This window comes from Acinetobacter baretiae, from assembly GCF_015627105.1.
In the GTDB taxonomy this organism is placed as follows: Bacteria; Pseudomonadota; Gammaproteobacteria; order Pseudomonadales; family Moraxellaceae; genus Acinetobacter; species Acinetobacter baretiae.
Window position 1 is genome coordinate 1 of the sequence record NZ_VTDM01000024.1, and the last position, 24411, is coordinate 24411.

Sequence of the window (24411 nt, forward strand, 5' to 3'; positions counted from 1 at the left end):
AAAAATATAAGACAATATAAAAATGAGTTATTCAGAACATTTTAGACGAAAAGTGATAGCGAAGCTTGAGGAAGGATATTCCATACGAGCGGTCTCTGCACAATTTGAAATTGATAAAAATACAATTTTGAGTTGGAAAAAACGAATTGAAATTAAAAGAACCCGCCCACGGAAACCTTTTAAAATTGAGGATGATGCATTGCGTGCGGATGTTGAGAAATATCCAGACGATTATCAATATGAGCGTGCTGTGCACTTTTCCTGCTCAGCTGCATCTATTGGTTATGCATTAAAACGTTTAGGAATCACAGTGAAAAAAAGACCTTACGCCACCCACAAGCCAAAGAATCCCTCAGATCAGAATTTATCGAAGCTTTAGATCAGCTTAAACAAAAGCACCCCATTGTTTATCTTGATGAAAGTGGGTTTAAATCGCACGATTATAGACCTTACGGTTATTCTCTGAAAGGAACACCATGTTATGGCTCATTTAACTGGCAATTAAAGAACCAAACCAATGCCATTGGTGCATTATATCAAGGTCAACTATTTGCAGTTGGTTTATTCGACTGCAAAATTAATTCAAATGTATTTCATTTTTGGGTAGAGCAGTTTCTTATTCCCGAACTGCCCCAAAATAGTGTCATCGTGATGGATAATGCGGCCTTTCATAAGCGATCGGATATTCGGATATACAGGAGTTATTGGAACACTATGGGCATCAGATTTTATGGTTGCCTGCTTATAGTCCTGATTTGAATTCTATTGAAAAGACTTGGGCATGGATTAAGAAAAAAAGAAAAGAATGTCAAGAGGATTGTATTGATCGACTCTTTCAGATGTTTTTTCATGTCTGTATGAGTAATTAGATTGTTTGACTATATATTATGGTTATTTAAATGGGCTTCATTACTTACTGTACTCTCTTTGTGCTCTTGCCATTTATACAATCAGCATACACTTGATTAAATATACTCGGTGTTTTTCCAAGCTAAATAACTATTTTCTAAAAAAAATAGGCAAATCTAAAAAAATCTCGCTAAATATTCATAATTCAAATTTTTATGATGAATTAGAAAAGGATTACAACAACAATAGCTCTTTAATTATTCTTATTATCGTTATGTTATTCGCCACATTCTACTCATTGGTAAATACTGAAAACAAAGCAAAAGAAATGGCACAGAAAGATTTAGACTCTACAGACTTTAGAAAGGTAGAGCTCAAAAAAGAGAGTAAATCATCTGATCTATTTTTAATAAAGTGCGGCTCTAACGTATGTGCACTCATGGATAAAAACAGAAAGACGTATCTAGAAGATGCAAAAAATATCGTATTTTCTGTTCAACAAATAGATACTAAAAAGTAGTATTTAGTATGAACAATCCGAGTTGCTCATATACACAAAAAATGGAGCATGTTTAAAGCTTTTAATAAACACTCAGCCACTTATAAAGACATTAAAGACTTCCACACCAAAAGTGCCTGTGCAGTTGCTTCAACATCATGCACTCTAACTACACTTGCACCTTGTTGAACAGAAAGTAAATGCCCCGTTACACTACCCACTACACGCTCTGCCGCAATTGAACATTGTGTAATTTCACCAATAAAACGCTTACGAGATAAACCTGATAATATCGGATAACCCAATTCATGTAAGCGCCAAAGATTATTCAGTAATGTTGTATTGTGCGTAGTATTCTTCGCAAAACCAAAACCAGGGTCAATAATAATATGATCCGATTGTATACCTGCACTTTGTGCAAGTACTATTTTTTCTTTTAATTCATTTATCACCTCTGATACAACATCATCATAGCAGGCCAATTGATTCATTGTTGTTGGTTCACCACGCATGTGCATTAAGATCACAGGAATATTTAACTCAGCTGCCATCTCTAAAGCACCCGGACGAGTTAAAGCACGTACATCATTCCAAATGTGTGCCCCAGCCTCCATAGCAGCTTTCATTACTTCAGGCTCGCTGGTATCAATAGACAGCACTATATCTAAGGTTGACAGCGCTTTTACTACAGGAATAACTCGATTAATCTCATCTTCAACTGCAACAACAGATGCCCCAGGACGTGTGGATTCACCACCAATGTCAATGATAGACGCACCTTGTAATATCATATTTTTTGCGTGTTTAATTGCATATTCCACTTGATTATAATAACCACCATCACTAAATGAATCTGGTGTCACATTTAAAATACCCATAATTTGTGGCTGTGAAAGATCAAGTATTCGACCGTTACAATTTAAGATTCTATGAGGTAGGTGAGTAAGTTTCATACTGTATTCCTAGAAACGCTTTCAATGTAAATAAAAAAGAGCCACTTAAAGTGGCTCTTTTTTTAGTGTGTTGTAGGTAATGGCGGTGGTGTAGATGAATTATCTTTTACCACATCAATTACTGGATTTTCAGGAACATATACCTTAGGTGGTCTTGGATCTTGACCTGCCATAATATCTAAGACTTGATCACGATCGATTGTTTCCCAATCCATCAGGGCTTTCACCATCACGTGTGCTTTGTCTTTGTTTTGTTCCAAAATATCCCAAGCAACTTTGTACTGCTCATCTAAAATACGGCGTACCTCAGCATCAACTTGCTGTTGTGTTGCCTCAGAGATAGTACGGCTTGCAACACTACCTAAGAAAGATTGTTGGCTGTCATCTTCATATACCATGACACCCATCTTCTCAGACATACCATATTTCGTGACCATAGAGCGTGCCATTTTAGTTGCACGTTCAAAGTCATTTGATGCACCTGTTGATTGCTGATTGATAAAAATCTCTTCAGCAATACGACCACCAAACAAGATTGCTAATTCATTTAACATTTTATGTTTATAATGACTCACATTATCTTGCTCTGGCAATTGCCATGTCACACCAAGTGCCCAACCGCGTGGCATAATTGTGACTTTATGCACAGGATCTGTTCCTGGAAGAACTTCCGCAACAATAGCATGTCCTGCTTCATGGTAAGCCGTTGCTCGACGCTCTTCTTCACGAAGAACCATTGATTTACGCTCAGGCCCCATATAAATTTTGTCTTTTGCATCTTCAAAATCATGCATATCCACCGTATTTTTATTACGACGGGCAGCAAACAAAGCAGCTTCGTTCACCAAGTTAGCAAGTTCAGCACCTGAAAATCCTGGTGTACCGCGAGCCAACACTTTTAAATCAACACTTGTTACAGAAGGCAATTTCTTAAGGTGTACGCCCAAAATTTGCTCACGACCATTAATATCAGGTAAACCAACCATGACTTGACGGTCAAAACGACCCGGGCGAAGTAATGCTTTATCTAATACATCTGCACGGTTAGTTGCTGCAATAACAATAATACCTTCATTGCCTTCAAAACCATCCATTTCAACAAGCATTTGGTTTAACGTTTGCTCACGCTCATCATGACCACCTCCTGTACCTGAGCCACGATGGCGACCAACTGCATCAATTTCATCAATGAAAATGATACATGGTGCATGGCGCTTTGCTTGTTCAAACATATCACGTACACGTGATGCACCCACACCAACAAACATTTCAACGAAATCTGAACCAGAAATACTAAAGAAAGGTACTTTTGCCTCACCTGCAATGGCTTTGGCCAATAAGGTCTTACCTGTTCCTGGTGGACCGACCATCAATACACCTCGAGGAATAGAGGCACCAAGACGTTTGAATTTGGTTGGATCTTTCAAAAAGTCGACAATTTCGACAACTTCTTGTTTTGCCTCATCACAACCGGCCACATCTTTAAAATTGATTTTAATTTGGTCTTCAGCCAGCATTTTGGCTTTAGATTTACCAAAACTCATTGGGCCATTTTTACCACCTGCACCACCACCCATGTTACGCATGAAGAACATAAATAACAGAATAATCAGCAATACAGGGAAGCTTGCAATGAGTAATTGCATTAGCACACCTTGACGTTGAGGCGCTGTCCCCTCAACAATCACATTATTTTTTATTAGACCCGGCATAAGTTCAGGGTCTTGTACCGCAGGGCGGATTGTTTCAAAACCTGAACCATTCTTTTTTTCGCCAGTGATTTTCTCGCCATCAACTGTGACTTGCTTAATTTGGCCTGCATTAACCGCAGAAACAAACTCAGAATAGTTCATTTGCGATGGTTTATTGTGGTCACTGATGTTGCTGAATATTAAAATCAGCACTCCGAGTATCACCAGCCACAACACGGCGTTTTTAAAGAGATCGCTCAAAGCTTCATTCCCATATCATCAATCTAGTTTGATTTTAAGCCCAAATGACTTAAAACCTTTCACGAAAGTAAGTGATTGCACGTCACACCCTAAATTGTAACCATGCACAATTTTTGCAAGCTTAGCAAGTCACCATTTAGCCATTTTTTCTACGTTGTCCAATCAAAAATACTTCTTTTGATCTTGCACGAGATGCTTCTGGCTTAATTGTTTTCAATACCTGAAAGGTATCAACAACTTGTTTACGAAACTCATCAAATCCAGAACCTTGGAACACTTTAACGACAAACTGTCCATTAGGCCCTAATACCTTTTGTGCAAAATCTAGGGCAAGTTCACACAAATAAATTTGACGAGGTTGATCTACAGCCCGATTACCTGATGTATTGGGGGCCATATCTGAAATTACAACGTCTACTTGCCGACCATTTAAAATATTTAACAATTTTTCAAAGACTTCTTCCTCACGAAAGTCACCTTGTAAAAAAGTCACGTCTGGCAATGCATCCATTTCTAAAATATCAGATGCGATCACTAAGCCTTTTGAACCTACAAGCTTACCTGCAATTTGCGACCAACTTCCCGGGGCTGCGCCCAAGTCAACAATTGTCATACCTGGCTTAATCAGTTTGTACTTTTCTTGGATTTCTAACAGCTTATATGCTGCTCGAGCACGATAGCCCTCTTTTTGTGCTTTTTTCACAAAATGATCATCTAAATGCTCTCTCATCCACGCACGACTGCTTTTAGACAGCTTTTGGTTGGTGATGCGTGTTGCCATAATCATCTAAATTCAAAAAATAATTACTATATTGTACGCAAAAAACCACATACTTGCAGTAAAGAACTGTCAAGTGAGCATAAGTTTTTTGAATCATGTCTATCGTTTATATACACACTTTTTCATACGTCATAGCAATTTTAAGTGTTTCTCATTTAAAATTTAAAGTAGATCTAAAAAATACACCATCATATTTTTCAAAATTTAAACGAGCCACACCACTGACTTCAAGCAATCTAGCACACTTTAATCTACAAAATAAATGTCATACAACATAATGCCTTATAAATAACAACGCTTTCTTTAGTACAAAAGCAAGCAAATTTGATATACTACAACACTTATTTACAATAGGTTAAACCATGGCTTCTTTATCTATCCAAGAAATCAAACGTCTACGTCAAATCGGACACTCGCTCAACCCTGTTGTGATGATTGGTAGTCAAGGCTTGACAGAAAATGTAATTGAAGAAACATTACGTGCACTTAATGATCATGAGTTAATCAAAGTCAAAGTAGTTGGCGAAGATCGTGAAGTACGCAGTCAAGTTATTGAAACATTGGCACAGCAATCCCAATCTCATGTTGTTCAAAAAATTGGTAAAATTGTTTTGCTTTATAAAAAATCTGCACAGCAAAACCAAAAATTATCAAATCTTGTTCGCTTCGCGCATTTGTCTAACTAACTCATTATGGCAAGTTACGAACTGATTCCATTTGAACGCTGTGATGACATCAACATCATTGTTGCCATTGAACAACAGTCCTCTTTACTTAATGTCGGTTTTTGGGTTAAAGACCCATATCAATTTATTCAATGGCCTGCCGTACAACCACAATGTGGCACGGCAGACTTTTTGTGGCAACAAACCTGCTTTGAGCTCTTTATTGGCATAAAAGACTGCGATGACTATGTGGAAATTAATTTATCTCCCTCACAGCTTTGGCAATGTTATGACTTTGAAGAATACAGATACCCCGAAAGTATTCCACCACAACACAGTCAGGGCATTGAATTACTTGAGTTAAAACGTACTCACTATGGCATCAGCTCAACCATTGACATTGCAAACTTTATTGCAAAACACAATGTAAAAATGAATGATATCTTTATGGGTATATGTGCTGTTATACAGACAGCTCAAGGTGAAAAATTCTATTCTCTTCAACATAGTAGCCCTCAAGCAGACTTTCATAATAAAAGAGATTGGCTACATACACTTTAATATTTTCTAATCAAGAACATAAGACCAATAACAAAGTGATTGGTCTTTTTCTTTATCCATCTCATCTTACATTTGTACATCACAATTGATTGCTAGATAACTAGAAATAACATAGACTTTTTTTAGTGATATGCGTACAATGCGTTTTTAAGTTACAAACGTGTCAAAACCTTTAAATTCGGTGAACTCCCCTTCATTTAATGGTTTTCTTACAGCTTAAAAATCAGGAGCTTCAACTTGAGCACCCTCGCCATTTTAGCCCTTGCCGACGGCACCGTATTTCACGGTCAATCTATCGGCGCACAGGGATCCACGACTGGAGAAGTCGTATTTAACACTGCCATGACAGGCTATCAAGAAATACTGACTGACCCAAGCTATGCACAGCAAATTGTAACCTTGACGTACCCACATGTTGGCAACACTGGTTGTAATGTCGAAGATGCTGAGTCTGGTTCAATCCAAAAAGTATGGGCAAACGGTTTAATTATTCGAGACCTACCATTACTGCACAGTAACTTTCGTTCTAGTATCTCTTTGTCTGACTATTTAGTACAACAAAATATTGTTGCTATTGCAGACATTGACACTCGTAAACTCACACGTATTTTACGTGATAAAGGCGCTCAAAATGGCTGTATCTTAGCAGGAGACAATATTACTGCTGAAGAAGCTATTGCAAAAGCACGTGCATTTGGTGGACTAAATGGCTTAGACCTTGCAAAAGAGTGCTGTGATCCAAAAGGCTTTGAATGGACTGAAGGTTCTTGGGCTCTTGGCACAGGTTTTACACAACCTGAACTTAAATTTCATGTTGTTGCTTATGACTACGGCGTAAAAACCAATATTTTACGTATGCTTTCTGACCGTGGTTGCAAGCTAACAGTTGTTCCTGCACAAACATCTGCTGAGGATGTTCTTGCACTTAATCCAGATGGTATTTTCCTCTCTAATGGCCCAGGTGATCCTGCAGCATGTGACTATGCAGTTAAAGCCATTGAGCAGTTGTTGGAAAAAAGTGATATTCCAATGTTTGGTATTTGTTTAGGGCATCAACTATTGGCATTAGCCTCTGGTGCTCAAACTGTAAAAATGAATCATGGTCATCATGGTGCTAACCATCCTGTTAAAAATACAGAAGATGGTACAGTCATGATTACTTCGCAAAATCATGGTTTTGCAGTGGATGATAAAACGCTTCCAAGCAATTTAAAAACCACACATATTTCATTATTTGATGGCACATTACAAGGTATTCATCGTACCGATAAACCTGCATTTAGTTTCCAAGGACACCCTGAAGCCAGCCCTGGCCCACATGATTGTGCCCCACTATTTGACCATTTTATCGACTTGATCGAAGCATCTAAAAGTAAAAGCCATTAAGGATCGAAATAATGCCTAAACGTACGGATATTAAAAGCATCTTAATTATTGGTGCTGGCCCAATTGTTATTGGTCAAGCCTGTGAGTTTGACTATTCTGGTGCACAAGCATGTAAAGCACTTCGTGAAGAAGGCTTTCGTGTTATTTTGGTCAACTCAAACCCAGCGACCATCATGACCGACCCATCTATGGCAGATGCGACTTACATCGAACCGATTACATGGCAAACTGTTGAGCGTATTATTGAAAAAGAACGCCCAGATGCAGTTTTACCAACAATGGGTGGTCAAACTGCACTGAACTGTGCGCTAGATTTAGATAAATATGGCGTCTTAAGTAAGTACAATGTTGAGCTTATCGGTGCAAGTAAAGATGCCATCGAAAAAGCAGAAGACCGTAAACTTTTTGACCAAGCCATGAAAAAAATTGGCCTTGAATGTCCACGTGCAGCTGTTGCTGAAACAATGCAAGAAGCTTTAGATATTCAAGCAGGTTTCGGTTTTCCTGTCATTATCCGCCCATCATTTACAATGGGTGGCTCAGGTGGCGGTATTGCATATAACCGAGAAGAATTTCTTGAAATTTGTGAGCGTGGTTTTGAACTCTCTCCTACCCACCAATTGCTTATTGATGAATCTTTAATTGGTTGGAAAGAGTACGAAATGGAAGTTGTTCGTGACAAAAACGACAACTGCATTATTGTGTGCTCAATTGAAAACTTTGACCCGATGGGCGTACACACCGGCGACTCAATTACTGTTGCACCTGCGCAAACACTCACAGATAAAGAGTATCAACTGATGCGTAACGCATCAGTTGCTGTATTGCGTGAAATTGGCGTTGAAACAGGTGGTTCAAACGTTCAATTTGGTATTAATCCAAAAGATGGCCGTATGGTTGTCATTGAAATGAATCCTCGTGTCTCTCGCTCATCTGCTTTAGCCTCTAAAGCAACAGGATTCCCGATTGCTAAAATTGCAGCAAAACTTGCTGTAGGCTACACACTAGATGAGCTCAGCAATGACATTACAGGTGGCACAACACCTGCATCTTTTGAGCCATCAATTGACTATGTTGTCACAAAAATACCTCGCTTCAACTTTGAAAAATTTCCGCAAGCTGAACCTGTACTGACCACACAAATGAAATCTGTAGGTGAAGTCATGGCAATTGGCCGTAACTTCCAAGAGTCACTTCATAAAGCACTGCGTGGCCTTGAAGTTGGTAGCTGTGGTTTTGATGAAAAAGTTGATCCAAGCTTAACCAATCCAAAAGACAAAATTTTACTTGAACTTAAAGTGCCAGGGCCAGATCGTATTTGGTATGTCGCTGATGCATTTCGCCATGGCTTTAGCTTAGATGACGTCTTTGAAGCAACTAAAATTGATCGTTGGTTCTTAGTACAAATTGAAGATATTATCAAAACTGAAGAATACATTCGTACACTTGGTTTTGGTGATTTGACAGCACAAAATGTGCGTAGCTTTAAACGTAAAGGCCTCTCTGACTTACGTATCGCACATTTAATGGGTATTTCCCAAAAGCAATTTCGTAAACAACGTTGGAGTTTAGGTGTTTATCCTGTTTACAAACGGGTAGATACTTGCGCTGCTGAGTTTGAATCTAGTACAGCATACATGTATTCAACTTACGAAGAAGAGTGTGAAGCGAAACCATCAGATCGCCAAAAAATTATGGTGATTGGTGGTGGACCAAACCGTATTGGTCAAGGCATTGAGTTTGACTACTGTTGTGTACATGCTGCACTTGCAATGCGTGAAGACGGTTATGAGACCATCATGGTCAACTGTAACCCTGAAACAGTATCAACAGATTACGATACCTCTGATCGCCTTTACTTTGAGCCAATTACGCTTGAAGATGTCCTTGAGATTATTCGTATAGAAAAACCGAAAGGCGTAATCGTACAATACGGTGGTCAAACACCTTTAAAACTTGCACGTGCACTTGAAGAAGCAGGCACACCTATTATTGGCACATCGCCAGATGCCATTGACCGTGCAGAAGATCGTGAACGTTTTCAACAAATGATTCAACGTCTTCAACTGCGTCAGCCAAATAACAGCATTGTTAAATCTGCTGAAGAAGGTATTTCTGAAGGGGCAAAAGTCGGTTATCCACTTGTTGTTCGTCCATCTTATGTACTTGGTGGCCGTGCGATGGAAATCGTATATAACGAAGATGAACTCAAACGCTACCTTCGTGAAGCCGTACAAGCATCAAATGACTCACCTGTTTTACTAGATCACTTCTTAAACTCAGCGATTGAAGTCGATGTAGATTGTGTGTCTGACGGTAAAGAAGTCGTCATTGGTGGTATTATGCAGCACATTGAAGAAGCAGGTATTCACTCAGGTGATTCTGCGTGCTCCATTCCACCATACTCTTTATCTAAAGAGATTCAAGATGAAATGCGCCGCCAAACTATTGCCATGGCAAAAGAACTCGGTGTAATTGGCTTAATGAACGTACAATTTGCCGTTAAAGGGCAAGATGTCTATATATTAGAAGTCAATCCACGTGCCTCTCGTACAGTGCCTTTTGTATCTAAATGTATTGGTGAATCACTTGCCAAAGTTGCTGCTCGTTGCATGGCTGGTATTTCGCTACAAGATCAAAACTTTACCCAAGAAATTATTCCTAAACACTTTTCTGTTAAAGAAGCAGTGTTCCCATTTGCAAAATTTCAAGGCGTTGACCCAATGCTTGGCCCTGAAATGAAGTCTACGGGTGAAGTGATGGGTGTTGGTCAAACATTTGGTGAAGCATTCTATAAAGCCGTTCTTGGCTCAAACGAAAGATTACCTGGCTTGCCAACCGACAGTGAAACCAAACATGCCTTTTTATCTGTACGTGAATCAGATAAAAAAGATGTTGTGGCGATTGCTCAACAATTGATTGACTATGGTTTCAAACTCATCGCAACTCACGGTACACAAAAAGTGATTACCGATGCAGGTTTAAGTTGTGAACGTGTAAATAAAGTCACTGAAGGTCGTCCACATATTGTAGACCGCTTGAAAAATGGTGAAATACACCTTATTGTAAATACAACAGAAGGCAAGCAGGCTCAGTTTGATTCGGCTGCGATCCGTCGTGCTGCATTACAAGGTAAAGTGTACTACACCACAACCATTAGTGGTGCAGAAGCTGTTTGCCAAGCATTTGCCGTGAAATTACCAATGGATGTATATCGTTTGCAAGATTTAACCGTAACTAGTTAATCCGTACTACCGAAAGGTCCCGTCACCTACTCGGTGGCGGGATTTTTTATTTTTTAAACCAACTACATTTTATTTTGGAGGGACGACATGCAACGTTACCCGATGACTCCTGAAGGCAAAACTGCACTCGAAAAAGAACTTCAACAACTTAAAACTGTTGATCGTCCACGTATTATTCAAGCCATTGCTGAAGCTCGTGAACATGGTGATTTAAAAGAAAATGCTGAATATCATGCTGCACGTGAACAACAAGGTTTTTGTGAAGGACGTATTCAAGACATTGAAGCCAAACTAGGCGCTTCTCAAGTGATTGATGTAAATGAACTCGAACAAAATGGTCGAGTTGTATTTGGTGTGACTGTCACTATTGAAAACCTAGATACAGAAGAGCAAAAGACCTATAAAATTGTTGGCGATGACGAAGCTGATTTTAAGATTAATAAAATTTCAGTCAACTCACCAATTGCTCGTGGTCTATTAAGTAAAAGCGAAGGTGACGATGTAAAAATTACAACACCGCAAGGTGAAGTTGAATATGAGATTATAGCCGTCAAATACCTATAACTGATATCAGGCCTTAAAGAAAAACTTTAGGGCCTGTATTTATCTAATTTACCGATAAATAACAAGGTAATATATTGTAAATTAAAATATGAATTTTAAAATTATTTTGTGATCTAAATCATCTTATATTGACCATAATTTACTAATAATCACACATCAAGATATTCATGTGAGCGCATTAAGCTATATTTAAAATCCATTGTTTGATAGAAATAAAATGTATCAACAATGGAGAGCAACCATGATAAAAATCATTTTTGCATGTGCATTACTTTCAAGCTCTAGCATATGTCTTGCAAATGACATCTCATTTTCTGGCAAAATTGTTGAAGATAGCTGTCATACTCACCACATAGAATATACCGCTTGCTCATCATATAAAATTTCAAATTACACTCAAAACACTCTTCAACGATCTGCAAACCAGCGCGTATTGACACTCACTTACTTTTAATTCTCCCTCACTGCAAAAATTACTCTTGCGCGATCAGTTATTCATAAAAAATTGCTTTGTGTAAAAAGCATGAGGTATAGCTCCTGCTCTATTTTTCATTAGAGCATGGCTTTTTGTACTTTTAAGCAACCACTTTTCATTTAAGCCAAATTTTCGCTGTTATATCTACATTTTCAATAAATCGGTCACATTTTCTTGAAAAATCTCATTTTATAAATATAATGTGACACTGTTAACATTTTAAAGATTTAATGCACTAAAATACTTAATGATACTATAGGCTTTTAAATGAAAAAGATTGCTTTAGCACTCGTAGCAGTGGTTGCTACAATAACCGCAACACATGCAAGTGATGGAACCATTACAATTACAGGAAGCGTAACAGACAAAACATGTAATATTGCAACTGCGGCAGGTAAAAATTTTACTGTTGCTCTACCCACTGTGTCTAAACAAACACTTGCAAATGCAGGTGACGTTGCTGGGCGTACCCCATTTACGATTAATTTAGACAACTGTTCCGAAGGAAAAGTAGCAACCTATTTTGAACCAGGTGCAAATGTCGATTTCAATAGCGGTCGTTTAAACAATAAAAATGGATCTGCTCGAAATGTACAGGTTCAACTTTTAGGCAGTAATAATGGATTTTTACCGATTTTAGCAACCAATCCAACAGTCTCTGGTAGTCAAACAAATTCTCAGTGGGTTGATGTTGCTAATGGTAAAGCAGATTTAAATTACTATGCAGAATATTACGCAACAAATGCAGTGACTGCAGGGTCTGTGTCTACATCTGTTCAATACACGATTATTTACCAATAATCACATGCTAAAACTGTAGGTGGTCACACTTACTTCACGCTTATTTTTTCTAAAAGTTGTCTGACGATGAAAAAAAATCACATATTTTATTCGTGTTTATGGGTCATCACATGTTTCATCACAACGAATATTCACGCAGAAATGATTTTGCATGGCACTCGTGTGATTTACCCGTCAGACAGCAAAGAAGTTTCATTACAAATGACCAATGATGGCAACAGACCTGCTCTCGTACAAGCATGGTTAGACGATGGAGATGCAAACAGTACTCCCGATCAAGTAAGCTTGCCATTTATGATGACGCCACCTGTGTCGCGCGTAGAGCCCAACAAAGGTCAAACACTCCGTATTACAGCTTTACCCAATAGTGCCGAGTTGAATCAAAGCCGAGAATCTTTGTATTGGCTAAATGTATTAGATATTCCGCCTAAAGCAGCTGGTACCAATGCACCTGAAAATTTCTTACAACTTGCCATTCGGTCTCGTATTAAATTTATTTATCGACCATCTTCGTTAAAACAAGATATTAATAAAGCACCTGAACAATTACAGTGGAATAAATTGGGGCAACAAATTGTCATCAAAAATCCAACCCCTTTTTATATCACCATTACCTCTGCATTTGAAACAACCAACACAAAAAAAACCGATCTCGTGCCTAAAGGACTTATGCTTGAACCTTTTTCAGAGCAAAAAATTTCTTCACCAAATATGCAAATTGATAAGATAGAGTTTATTACGATCAATGACTATGGTGGCCGTACAGAACATATTACTCAACTTGTTCAATAAATTTGAATATGTTCAGTCATTTACCAATGCAACGTTGCAGTTAAAGTCATGGCTAAAACAATATCCATTCGTCACATTGTATTATTATTCGCTGTAATGAGTCTAAAAATCTCTACACATGCAGAAATGGCAAACTTGCAAGAAGCTGATTTTGACCCTGCTTTTATTATGGGAGATAAAAAAAATATAGATGTCTCACGATTTAAATATAGCAACCCTATTTTGCCGGGAGAGTATAATCTAGATGTATATATTAATGGCAATTGGTTTGGCAAAAGAAAAATTGTTTTTCAAGTCAAATCAGATCAAAAAAATGCAACCACATGCTTTGATCTTGCAACGTTACTCAGCTACGGCGTAAAAAAAGAAATACTGACTCAATCGTCCATACATGTTTCACACAATGAGAATATATGTATGGGAATTGACCAATGGGTTAAAGATGCCTATTACGAAGCAGATACCTCTAATTTAAAATTAGAAGTATCTATTCCTCAATATGCCATACAAAATAATGCTCAAGGTTATGTCGACCCTGCACTGTGGGATCGTGGTATTAATGCTGGCTTCATTTCTTATAATACAAGTATATATCAGTCAAAAAACTCAGCATCTATCCATCAAAATCATTTAAATGCTTTTATGAGTTTAACATTAGGGGCAAATATTGCAGGTTGGCAACTGCGCCATAATGCTCAAGTTCAATGGACGGATACACATGCGTATGCTAAAAAATCCCTTATATATACAGCAAACAATACTTATATACAAAAAGCATTTCCTAAATACCGTGGTGTATTGACGATGGGGGAAAGCTTTACCAATGGTGAAGTTTTTGACACCTTAACTTACCGTGGTATTGATTTTTCTAGTGATGATCGTATGTTACCGAGTAGCTTACAAGGCTATGCCCCACAAATCAGAGGGAATGCTAAAACTAATGCGAAAGTAGAGGTTAGACAACAAGGACAGTTAATTTATCAAACCAATGTTTCCCCTGGACCCTTTCAAATCGATGATTTGTACCCTACAGGATTTGGTGGAAGTATTGAAGTTACTATTATTGAAGCGGATGGACACATTCAAACATTTACGGTGCCTTATGCCTCTGTTGTGCAAATGCTCAGACCCAATATGGATCGCTACTCAGTCACCTTGGGTAAACTTCACGACAGCAATTTAGGCAATACACCTACTTTTATTCAAGCCAAATATCAACGCGGCCTCAATAATTATTTAACAGGTTATACAGGTATTCAAGCGACTCATGACTATACGTCTGTCATTTTGGGGTCAGCTTTATCAACCCCGATTGGTGCAGTCTCGTTGGATTGGACTTATGCAAACTCCATACTTAATCATCAGCACTTAAAAGGTCAAAGCTATCGTTTAAGCTACAGTAAATTAATTGTACCCACCAGTACCAATCTGACCTTGGCTGCTTATCGTTATTCAACTGAAAATTTTTATAGTTTACGTGACACCGCATTATTTAATACTTTGGCCCATCAAGACATCAATACTGCCGCTGTTGGAAAACAACGTAGTCAGTTTCAACTTACTTTAAATCAAGGACTGCCGCAGAAATTCGGCAATTTATATCTTGTTGGGTCTTGGTCTGATTATTGGAATCATAGCCAACACTCAAAACAGTATCAATTTGGTTATAGCAATAATTACAATGATATCACGTATGGAATATCTGCCATTCATCGCCTACTCAGCACAGTTGGAGGAACTACAAAATCAGATACTGAATATTTATTGAGCATTAATTTTCCACTAAGCATGAAAAAAATGGGATCTAATATCAATATGAATGCAAGTAAAGACAGCCAATCTTTCGGTATAAGTGGTGTGGTGAATGATCGTTTAAATTATGGCGCGAGTGTCTCTCAACAAAATCAGATGAAGGCATATAATATTAATGGTAGCTACAAGACAGATGTAACCACGCTTGCAACATCTTATAGCTACTCAGCAAACTATCAGCAAAGTATGCTTAGTGCACGGGGTAACGTTGTTTTACATCAAGGTGGATTACAGTTAGGGCCAGAGCAAGGCCAAACCATGACCATAGTATATGCCCCCAATGCTGTTGGTGCTAAAGTAAATAATCTATCAGGATTACGAATTAACAAAGCAGGCTATGCCGTTTTACCATACTTAACGCCCTATCGAATTAATGATGTTACTTTAGACCCACAAGAGATGTCAGATAGTGTAGAGCTTCAAGAAACAACCCAACGTATTGCACCTTATGCAGGTGCCATTACACAAGTCAGCTTCTCAACAAAAACAGGATATGCAATTTATATCCATGCAAAACGTGCAGACCAAAACACCTTGCCCTTTGCCGCAGAAGTATTGAATCAACATGGCGATGTGATTGGTTTAGTCGGACAAGGAAGTTTAGCCTATATACGCAGTCATCTTTTAAAAGATCAAGTGACTGTTAAATGGGGAGATGACATTTCACAACAATGTCAGATTAAATATGATATCCATCAAGAAAAAACATTAAGTCAAACAAGTATGGTCATGACTGAGGCTGTATGCCAATGAAAATTTTAATGACAGGTCTAATCGCCAGCATTTGCATCGGGTACTCCACTTTAAATTATGCAAGTTGTGTTCCGCAAAGAGGATTCACCACTGTTGATATTTCTATGTCAATTGGTCGAATTATTGTTAGACCAGACGACCCCGTTGGAAAAGTATTGAGTAAATCTAATTTTAATATTCCAGTCAACAACTCAACATATGCCTGTGATAGATATGGTGGAAAACTCATTTCTGCATTGACTCAAAATCGAAAATTAAGCAGTTTAGGTGACTCTATTTATGACACAAATATCCAAGGTATTGGCATACGTTTGTACAGAGAATTACCTGCTGTTTCCTATTTTTCAGGGTATTATCCCTATGAAAGACGACTCAACCCTTATCTTCAATATTTTTTAGCAGGTGGATATTTTGTGGTTGAAATTATCAAAACCGCAAATCAAACCGGTTCAGGGCGTTTATCTCAAGGAAAATACAGTAGTTATTATGCTGATGGTTACCCTAATACCCCCTTTCTCACCAGTACACTGTATTTAAACACAGCAAGTATCAGCTCTGCTTCATGTATCATACAAGGAAATACCAATAAAATTGTGACTTTACCTGCTGTCACAACCAGCAGCTTTAAAGGCATTGGATCAACCCAAACAGAACAACCATTTAGCGTCAGTCTGATGTGTAATGGTGGCTCTACAACATCTAACTATTTAGAAAGTAGTCAAGTGAGTTTAAGTTTTAACTTTATTGCTGATCAAACAACCTCTCAGGTCATCGCAAATACAGCAAACGGTTCAAAAAAAGCATCGGGTGTTGGTGTTCAATTATTATCTGATTATAAAAATCAAAATAAAATCATCGCCAATGGAGGAAAAATTGATTTAGGTGCTGTTTCAACCAATCAAAATATACAATACGATATTCCTCTAAGAGCACGTTATTATCAAACCAACCATAAAGTAACGGCCGGTGAAGTTAAAGGATTGGCAACATTAACTATTGAGTATCAATAATAAAAAAAACCTCATAGAAATAATAACTCTATGAGGTTTTTTATTCAAAAATCATAATCGCTTATGATTTTTGAGAAAATTGCAGATAAATTACGCTAATTTTTTAGATACGTAATCAATTGCAGTTTGTACAGTTGTTAATTCGTTTGAATCTTCATCTGGAATTGTAATATCAAAATCATTTTCAAAAGACATAACAAGCTCTACTAGATCTAGAGAGTCTGCACCTAAATCATCAGTAAAAGACGCTTCATTTTTAATTTCTTCAGCGTTCATACCAAGTTGTTCAGCTACAGCTTGTTTTACACGTTGTTCGATGTCGCTCACAGGAGGTCTCCTCATTACTTGCGGCGTTTTAAATTGTCGCTAGTTTAATTGAATATTTAAAATAATGGAAGTTTATACACGGACTTAGCCCATGTATAAACCACCGTTTACATGTAATACCGTACCAGTAATGTAACTAGATTTGTCACCTGCTAAAAAACTTACCGCATGTGCAACATCTTGTGCATTACCTAAACGACCAAGCGCAACTTGCTCAGTCATTTTTTTACGAATATCTTCACTCAGTTGATCAGTCATTTCAGTTGAAATAAAACCAGGTGCAACAGAGTTCACAGTAATCTGACGACTACCCATTTCTTTTGCTAAGCTACGGCTAAATGCTTCCATGCCTGCTTTTGCTGCTGAGTAGTTTGCTTGACCAGGGTTGGCAAAATGTGCAACCACTGAGCTAATATTAATAATACGTCCAAAACGAGCGCGTGTCATACCTTTGAGTACACGCTTAGATAAGCGATATACTGCTTTGAGATGAATATTTAAGATATCATCCCAGTCATCTTCACTCATACGTAACAATAAATTATCACGAGTGATACCCGCATTATTGACCAATACAAGTACAGAACCAAAACGTTGCTCTATATCAGAAACCAATGCATCTATTGCAGTGAGATCACGCACATCAAGTACAGCACCTGTGCCATTATCTGCAAAACTTTGCGTAAGCTTATCTGCACCTGCTTCAGAGGTTGCTGTACCTACCACAAAAAAACCATCTTGGATTAGTTGTTGTGCAATCGCTGCACCAATACCACGGCTTGCACCTGTGACTAATGCAATTTTACGTTGTTCTTGGCTCATACAATTTGTCCTTCTGCGACTAAAATAGTATTTAATGCATCGTCTATACGACTTGGTGTATCTAACGCGAATGTTTTTTCAAGCTGTGGTAAACGTTTTGCCATATTACTCAGTACAACACCTGGCCCACACTCAGCAATATAACGAACACCTTGATCTTGTAAAGATTGGATGGTTGATGTCCATTGTACCGAACGATAAAGTTGTTCTTTTAAGGCCAATCTTAATGCCACTACATCTTTTGCAACATCGGCACTGACATTATGTATGACAGGAACTTTAGGCAACTCAATGGCGGTTTGTTCCAATGCATCTGCAAATGCTTCGGCAGCAGGTTTCATTAAAGAACAGTGTGACGGTACAGATACAGGAAGAGCAATGGCTTTAGCACCTTGCGCCTTAGCATGGTCTATTGCAAGTTGCACTGCTGTCGCTGCGCCTGCAATCACCACTTGGCCTTTCGTATTATAGTTTGCAGCTTCAACTTGGCCTGAGCCTGCTTGTGTTGCAATTTGACACAACTCAAGCACTTGCTCATCACTCAAACCCAAAATGGCAGCCATTGCACCTTGCCCTTGTGGCACAGCACTTTGCATTAATTTGCCACGTAAATGCACTAATTTGACAGCATCTGTTAGACTTAGTGATTGAGCAGCAACCAATGCGCTATATTCACCTAATGAATGGCCTGCTAGATATTTAGGTCGAAGACCGCCTAGTGATAACCACACACGCCAAATGGCTGTACTTGCGGTGAGTAATACAGGCTGTGTATTTTCTGTTTGGTTTAAGCCTTCACCTGATTGTGCAATGTGCCACAGGTCTAAACCTAAAGCATCTGATGCTTCAGTAAAAGTCTCTTTTACAAGGCTAAATTGTGTAGCAAGTTCAGCTAACATCCCTGCTTTTTGCGACCCTTGCCCAGGAAAAACAAATGCTGTTTTTTCCGCTTGAGCACATTGCTCGAGTGGTTTAGCAGACATATTTAGTATCCTTTTATCTTCTTATGAAGTTCAGCCGTGCAATTTATCATTATTTTTTGTGCTTTTTAATTGCCAAATACAACATTTCACACATAAAAAAAGGAGCAAAATGCTCCTTTTTTATCAATCAAGTCGCCTTGACCAACGCCATCATTATTCAGCTGATACTTTAGCGAATAATTGACGACCACGGTAAAAGCCATCTTTAGTCACGTGGTGACGACGATGAGTTTCACCTGTAGTTTGGTCTACAGTTAATGCATTCTCGGTTAAAGCGTCATGAGAACGGCGCATGTCACGGCGAGAGCGACTTTTACGGTTTTGCTGAACAGCCATGATGGCTCCTTACAGAAATCGAAAAAATGGGTCAGAACAATTTGGTTGTCTTATACACAAGTATATCATACTTTATGAATTAAGTTTACCTTTCAAACTTGCTAATACATCAAACGGATTATCCCGTTTTTCTTCAGCGACGTCCTGCTCGGCAGGTCGATGCTTATGTTCACAAGCGTGGTGCTTAGGTGACAATGGCATCAACAATAATAATTCATCTTCTAACAATGACAATAAATCGACAATTGCAGGCTCATCAAATGAGCCTTTACTTGAAGATTCACTTTCACCTAGAACGACGAAATCAGCATCCTCATCCAAGCGCTCTATCAGTGACTCATTTTCAACCAATGCTAAATGCACTTGTGAAGTCAAATCAATATCAACGACATCCAAACAACGTTGGCAAGTCATCGGTACTTTGGCTTCAACATGCGCATCTAACCATACAAGGCGTAAATATGCGTCCATTGATAGTTTACAATTTATTTGAACCTGTTGATGATCAATGGGTCCAACTGTTTCACGGGCAATACGAGCAAAGCGTGACAAGGACAGATTTCCTGACCATGTAAAGCCTTGTTCAGCCCATTTAAACGGCTCAATGTGTGCCGGAAAGGTATTTGCTGACATAGTTTAGGCGGCAATTCTACAAATTCATCAGAACTCTGTCAAAGTTTAAGATACAATTTCTCACTTTTAAACAGAACTAACGGGTAAATAAGTTATGCAATCGCCTTTTTCAAAGCAAAAAACAGCGACTTGGTCACTCATTGATACCCTCAACCAACGTTGCTCACCACAGCCCATCGATCAAATCAAGCAAATGCCTTGGCCAGATCAAGCAACTGAAGCACAACAAGTGGATTGGCTCATCTTACACTTTAATGCATGGTTTTCCCACCATAATGTCAAACTAATTAAAGGAAAAGGTGAACCAGAATATTTTCCAGCCTCGGTAGAACAGCCTGCTCGAATTGAATTTGCGCATGGTTTTTTCAATAGTGCATTACATGAAATTAGTCATTGGACCATTGCAGGCCATGCACGCAGAGCTTTGCCTGATTTAGGTTATTGGTATGCGCCAGATGGCCGATCAGCGGAGCAACAAAAGCAATTTCAACATATTGAAGTAAAACCTCAAGCCATCGAATGGTTATTTAGTACAGCATTTGGCATGAAATTTAATGTTTCATTTGACAATCTCACAGGCGAGTTAGGTGATGATAGTCAAATATTTAAAGACCATGTTTTTAGTCAAGTTCAGGCTTATTTATCGGGCAAAGCCCCCTTACCTAAAGATGCTTTACTCTTTATTTTTTATATTTGTACAGCGGTGCGCAACGGTGAAATGCTCTGTATTGATGAGTTTCACCGTGAAACATTAGATTAGCTAATAAGAAACCGTTACAATGACAGTATCGCTATAGGTTCCCGGACTGACGGCAGTTTGTGCAATATTTGGAATACGACCATACACGGTACTCGTTTGTGCATTCCCTGTACCTGTTAAGTTTACCACTTGATTTGTATTCCATTGTCGTGTGCGAGATGCATCGGCATACAAATCATATGCAAGATACTCTTGACTGGCTGGGTTATACATTCTGCGTAAACCCAAGCTATTGCTATAATGATCACCCAATCCCAATTGAATACTATACGCCGTACCCGAATTACATGTACTACTTAATGCACCTGTTGCATCGTAATTCTGTCTAGATACATTAATACCAGACACATTACCAAAATTCATATTTGCTGTTGTACTGACTTGACAAAATTTTGGAATCACATATGAGGCTGTTAAGGTCATACTTCCTGAATCTGCATTGGTTGAATAATCTTGTGTGGTGTTTCGATCACAGGTTCCAGACCTCGACTGCATATCCCAATATATTGTTGCCGATGCCATATATGTTCCAATAGGGTAAGCCACTAAGCTCTGATTTTGAGCAGGAACCATGAGGCTCACATTATAAGTGATGGTATTGCCTGAACGTGAAGTCGTTACAGGACCATACCAAACGCCATCTAGCATATTAGATGTATTTCCACCACCACCTACGGTACCATAAACAACAACAGGCAAGCTTCTTCCACCATTAGAACTAGTCGTACCGTCAAATGATGCCATCACACAAATTCGAGCTTGACTGGTCTCATTATATGTCCCAAATAAACCCAATATATCCCAAAAAGGTCGAGAATATGTATAACAAACAATTGTACCACTCATAGTTACAGATGCATTAGTTGCAATGCTCGAAGATGTATAATTATACGTTCCTGACGTTGACCCTGAACTACTGCATATCGCATAACTAGCATGACTCAGCAGCAACGCCAATAAACCTACGCTGGTCAGTATAATATAACGCAAGTAACTTCGATGAGAAAAATCCCTACTTATTGACATACAAATGGCCCTATTTTTTCAATACCCGATGTCTTATCGTGATAGTCAAATTGTGCTGTACACTGACCTTGATCGAGCAAATCAACAGTGATTGTATTATGTTTAAGTAATCCATCTACAAAGACTTCACCATCATAACCAAGTACAGCTTGAGTTGTCCCATTTATGGTCACCATATATCCTGCGCCTAGATCAATATTTTTCGCATTCACCAAATGAACAATGGCTGAAACGACTTGACGGGCACCAAAATCAATTTTTGCACCTTTTTTATACCCTGTGGCAATTTTTCTTTCCGTACTATCTATACGCCAATCTAAAGGCAAATTTTCTGGATCTGCATAAATGGCATGTGTTCTGTAGGGGGTTATATCTGCAATAAAGAAACGACCTTTTGAATCTGCTTCCCCCAAAGTCACTCCACCATTAACAATTTTTGTTTTTGGACCTGCATGTGTGACCAAAGCATAGCCATCTCCAACTCTGTTTGTTGCAAAGAATCGATTTTCAGCAAAAACCAATGCACCTGATGCGGACAATCCAATTTGCTGTAAGTCATTACTTCGGCTATATCTTGCTGACAAATAGGCATAGCGGTCGACATAATTTAGATAACCAGATAAAGTTTGTGTTTGTTGACTTTGATTGGCTGTCACTCCCCAACCTAAACTACCTAAGCTTTGTGTTGATGCACTAGAAACATCTAATTGTTTAGAAGTCACACGATTATCTACCCCAATAGTGGATGTAAGATTGAGTGAAGAAGCTTTAGGCATATAACGTAAGGTTAAATAAGCACCGTAATTTTTTCGACTTATTAAATCTTGATATGCCGAGAAAAAAACACCCCATTGACGATTAATCGATGTGGTTAAATTCAAAGCCAATTGCTTGTAACGATTGCTAGGGGTTACTGCTGCATTATAACCAAGATACATGCCTGTACCTGCCGCAAACTGGTAGTTTGCACCCACTCGAAATACTTGTCTTGCTGAAGAGGTACTGTCACTGATATTTGACTCATTCGATGATGCATAACGCGTGGCATAATAATGATCGGATACTCGAGCAAGATTAAAATAACCATCAAAACTATTGAGTAAGCTAAAGTTCACATTGAGTTTTGAAGATACATTTAACTCTAAAGCTGCAGATGCCAAACTTCCCCGTTTCCCCCGATACTGGCTTGTCGCAAAATCCGTACTCAATACGCCTCGATCAAATATGTTTTTTGCCACTCCAACACCAACATTCATCAAACCATTAGATGAAGCCTCTAAACCACTATCGATGGTCATATTTGGTGTTAAACCATAGCGTATAGCGGCCGATGAGAATAACAGTTGTGATGCATAATCATCAGAGTGCAACCCATAATTAAAACGAGGCACGCCCACATCAATGGAAAACTGTTTAATTCCTTTTTGTAAAATTTTAACTGACGTATAGTAGGGCTTTGTTGTAACCATCTGTTGCCCATTCATATCTGTTGTTACAAGAGTGACCTGATTACCAGAGACGAATGGTAATGCCTTAATATCAAAAGGCCCTGAGGGAATGGCTTCTGAATAAATTTTTTGCTGATTCACATATAAATCAAGTGTAGAAGGTAATGTGGCCGAACCTGAAAAATCAGGTGAAGCAATGGTCATCAGATCACTACGTTGTTCATATGCACTTGCCCACTGCAAACCCAGCAAACGTACACTCGTATTCCATTGCGTGCTATTACTGATAAAATCACCAGCAGTATAAGAACGAATCTTAACAGGGTCAACATATTGCCAACTGCTTGAAAGTCTGACAAAATTCTTATTCAGTGGATCGATCTTTTTTTCGTTATTGTATAAAAATTGATTACTCAAACTGCCCCATGATTGATTGATCATCAATTGCCCATTCAGGGAAAAGTACTTTCTATTTTGGCTATAATTTTGATAGAGGTTATAATTTAAAATATTGGCATTAAATGTCTGAGACTCTACATTTTGGTCATCAACATTTGATTTACGTAAATTGACGGCATAAGTGGTTAAACGCTCAATAGGTACATCTAAAGATAAACTTTGATTCGCCAAGTCATAAACATACTTCAACCAAGGTAAATCTTTTAAATTCACCCATTGTGTATCGTTCACATCAGTATCAATTTTAAGCCGCAGTGCTCTTAAATCCATACCTGAAATGAAAAAATGACCGTCTGCATCTGTTTTAATTTTGATTAAGTCACGACTTGGATAATGGTTTACAGACACATTTAAGAATAAATCTGAATTTTGTTGCGCCTTAGACAAATCTAGAGGTATTGCTGGTGCAATGCTTGGAATACTATCTTCATCTAAGCTAAAGCTTGTGGTAGTCGTGTTTGCATACGCGAAAGTGGTATGAGTTAAAAAAATACCAAAAACAAACCGTATTTTTAACAC

General features: G+C 38.4%; 23 protein-coding genes. 13 read left to right on the forward strand and 10 right to left on the reverse strand.

Going from position 1 to position 24411, the window contains the following annotated elements; all coding sequences use genetic code 11:
- Positions 1–22: 22 nt before the first annotated feature.
- From I2F17_RS09840 to I2F17_RS12760, 3 genes are read left to right on the forward strand one after another with little or no spacing between them, the layout of a single operon-like run.
- On the forward strand, positions 23–379 hold the full coding sequence (locus I2F17_RS09840) for an IS630 transposase-related protein (RefSeq protein WP_211139781.1): 357 nt from the start codon (positions 23–25) through the stop codon (positions 377–379).
- 23 nt (positions 380–402) lie between these two features.
- Positions 403–759 (forward strand): transposase, encoded by a 357-nt coding sequence (locus I2F17_RS12755; RefSeq protein WP_407926564.1) that lies wholly within the window; start codon positions 403–405, stop codon positions 757–759.
- A complete protein-coding gene (locus I2F17_RS12760; RefSeq protein WP_407926565.1) occupies positions 693–869 on the forward strand; it encodes a transposase in 177 nt (58 codons plus the stop codon). Before I2F17_RS12755 ends, I2F17_RS12760 begins: the two co-directional genes overlap by 67 nt.
- A 580-nt stretch (positions 870–1449) precedes the next feature.
- Here I2F17_RS12760 and folP read toward each other — a convergent pair.
- The 3 genes from folP to rlmE all read right to left on the reverse strand — a co-directional run bounded on the left by folP (position 1450) and on the right by rlmE (position 5034).
- Positions 1450–2301 carry a dihydropteroate synthase gene (gene folP, locus I2F17_RS09850; protein ID WP_196423466.1) on the reverse strand — a complete coding sequence of 284 codons (852 nt, stop codon included), beginning with the start codon at positions 2299–2301 and terminating at the stop codon, positions 1450–1452.
- Between the two features lie 62 nt (positions 2302–2363).
- Positions 2364–4253 (reverse strand): ATP-dependent zinc metalloprotease FtsH, encoded by a 1890-nt coding sequence (gene ftsH / locus I2F17_RS09855; RefSeq protein ID WP_211139782.1) that lies wholly within the window; start codon positions 4251–4253, stop codon positions 2364–2366.
- A gap of 136 nt (positions 4254–4389) precedes the next feature.
- Positions 4390–5034: a 23S rRNA (uridine(2552)-2'-O)-methyltransferase RlmE gene (gene rlmE, locus I2F17_RS09860; protein ID WP_196423464.1), complete on the reverse strand. Its 645-nt coding sequence runs from the start codon at positions 5032–5034 to the stop codon at positions 4390–4392.
- A gap of 362 nt (positions 5035–5396) precedes the next feature.
- On the opposite strand from rlmE, the gene yhbY reads away from it, so the two are divergent.
- The 9 genes from yhbY to I2F17_RS09905 all read left to right on the forward strand — a co-directional run bounded on the left by yhbY (position 5397) and on the right by I2F17_RS09905 (position 17098).
- Positions 5397–5720, forward strand: a complete 324-nt coding sequence (gene yhbY / locus I2F17_RS09865) for a ribosome assembly RNA-binding protein YhbY (RefSeq protein WP_196423463.1) — start codon at positions 5397–5399, stop codon at positions 5718–5720.
- Between the two features lie 6 nt (positions 5721–5726).
- Positions 5727–6260: a DOMON domain-containing protein gene (locus I2F17_RS09870; protein ID WP_211139783.1), complete on the forward strand. Its 534-nt coding sequence runs from the start codon at positions 5727–5729 to the stop codon at positions 6258–6260.
- 237 nt (positions 6261–6497) lie between these two features.
- Positions 6498–7646 (forward strand): glutamine-hydrolyzing carbamoyl-phosphate synthase small subunit, encoded by a 1149-nt coding sequence (gene carA, locus I2F17_RS09875; RefSeq protein ID WP_196423461.1) that lies wholly within the window; start codon positions 6498–6500, stop codon positions 7644–7646.
- Between the two features lie 11 nt (positions 7647–7657).
- The gene (gene carB, locus I2F17_RS09880) at positions 7658–10891 is read left to right on the forward strand and encodes a carbamoyl-phosphate synthase large subunit (RefSeq protein WP_196423460.1); all 3234 of its coding nucleotides are present in this window, start codon (positions 7658–7660) and stop codon (positions 10889–10891) included.
- 87 nt (positions 10892–10978) lie between these two features.
- On the forward strand, positions 10979–11455 hold the full coding sequence (gene greA, locus I2F17_RS09885) for a transcription elongation factor GreA (protein ID WP_196423459.1): 477 nt from the start codon (positions 10979–10981) through the stop codon (positions 11453–11455).
- Between the two features lie 742 nt (positions 11456–12197).
- Complete coding sequence (locus I2F17_RS09890; protein WP_196423458.1) at positions 12198–12731, forward strand: fimbrial protein; 534 nt, start codon at positions 12198–12200, stop codon at positions 12729–12731.
- A gap of 66 nt (positions 12732–12797) precedes the next feature.
- Positions 12798–13523 (forward strand): fimbrial biogenesis chaperone, encoded by a 726-nt coding sequence (locus I2F17_RS09895; RefSeq protein WP_196423457.1) that lies wholly within the window; start codon positions 12798–12800, stop codon positions 13521–13523.
- Positions 13524–13571: 48 nt separating this feature from the next.
- A complete protein-coding gene (locus tag I2F17_RS09900; protein ID WP_211139784.1) occupies positions 13572–16088 on the forward strand; it encodes a fimbria/pilus outer membrane usher protein in 2517 nt (838 codons plus the stop codon).
- Entirely contained in the window at positions 16085–17098 is a 1014-nt protein-coding gene (locus tag I2F17_RS09905; protein WP_211139801.1) for a fimbrial protein, read from the forward strand. The genes I2F17_RS09900 and I2F17_RS09905 overlap by 4 nt, the downstream gene beginning before the upstream one ends.
- Positions 17099–17188: 90 nt before the next feature.
- On the opposite strand, the gene acpP is transcribed toward I2F17_RS09905, so the two are convergent.
- From acpP to I2F17_RS09930, 5 genes are all read right to left on the reverse strand, one after another.
- Positions 17189–17425 carry an acyl carrier protein gene (acpP, locus tag I2F17_RS09910; RefSeq protein ID WP_092747615.1) on the reverse strand — a complete coding sequence of 79 codons (237 nt, stop codon included), beginning with the start codon at positions 17423–17425 and terminating at the stop codon, positions 17189–17191.
- A gap of 84 nt (positions 17426–17509) precedes the next feature.
- Positions 17510–18247: a 3-oxoacyl-ACP reductase FabG gene (gene fabG, locus I2F17_RS09915; RefSeq protein ID WP_196423454.1), complete on the reverse strand. Its 738-nt coding sequence runs from the start codon at positions 18245–18247 to the stop codon at positions 17510–17512.
- Complete coding sequence (gene fabD / locus I2F17_RS09920; protein WP_211139785.1) at positions 18244–19230, reverse strand: ACP S-malonyltransferase; 987 nt, start codon at positions 19228–19230, stop codon at positions 18244–18246. The genes fabG and fabD overlap by 4 nt, the downstream gene beginning before the upstream one ends.
- 153 nt (positions 19231–19383) lie before the next feature.
- Complete coding sequence (gene rpmF, locus I2F17_RS09925; protein WP_196423452.1) at positions 19384–19566, reverse strand: 50S ribosomal protein L32; 183 nt, start codon at positions 19564–19566, stop codon at positions 19384–19386.
- Between the two features lie 72 nt (positions 19567–19638).
- A complete protein-coding gene (locus tag I2F17_RS09930) occupies positions 19639–20199 on the reverse strand; it encodes a YceD family protein (protein WP_196423451.1) in 561 nt (186 codons plus the stop codon).
- A 94-nt stretch (positions 20200–20293) separates the two neighbouring features.
- Between I2F17_RS09930 and I2F17_RS09935 the strand changes: the two genes are divergently transcribed.
- The gene (locus I2F17_RS09935; protein ID WP_211139786.1) at positions 20294–20959 is read left to right on the forward strand and encodes an elongation factor P hydroxylase; all 666 of its coding nucleotides are present in this window, start codon (positions 20294–20296) and stop codon (positions 20957–20959) included.
- Here I2F17_RS09935 and I2F17_RS09940 read toward each other — a convergent pair whose 3' ends face one another.
- A complete protein-coding gene (locus I2F17_RS09940; protein ID WP_211139787.1) occupies positions 20960–21985 on the reverse strand; it encodes a Csu type fimbrial protein in 1026 nt (341 codons plus the stop codon). It abuts the gene before it with no gap.
- A complete protein-coding gene (locus I2F17_RS09945; protein WP_211139788.1) occupies positions 21976–24411 on the reverse strand; it encodes a fimbria/pilus outer membrane usher protein in 2436 nt (811 codons plus the stop codon). Before I2F17_RS09945 ends, I2F17_RS09940 begins: the two co-directional genes overlap by 10 nt.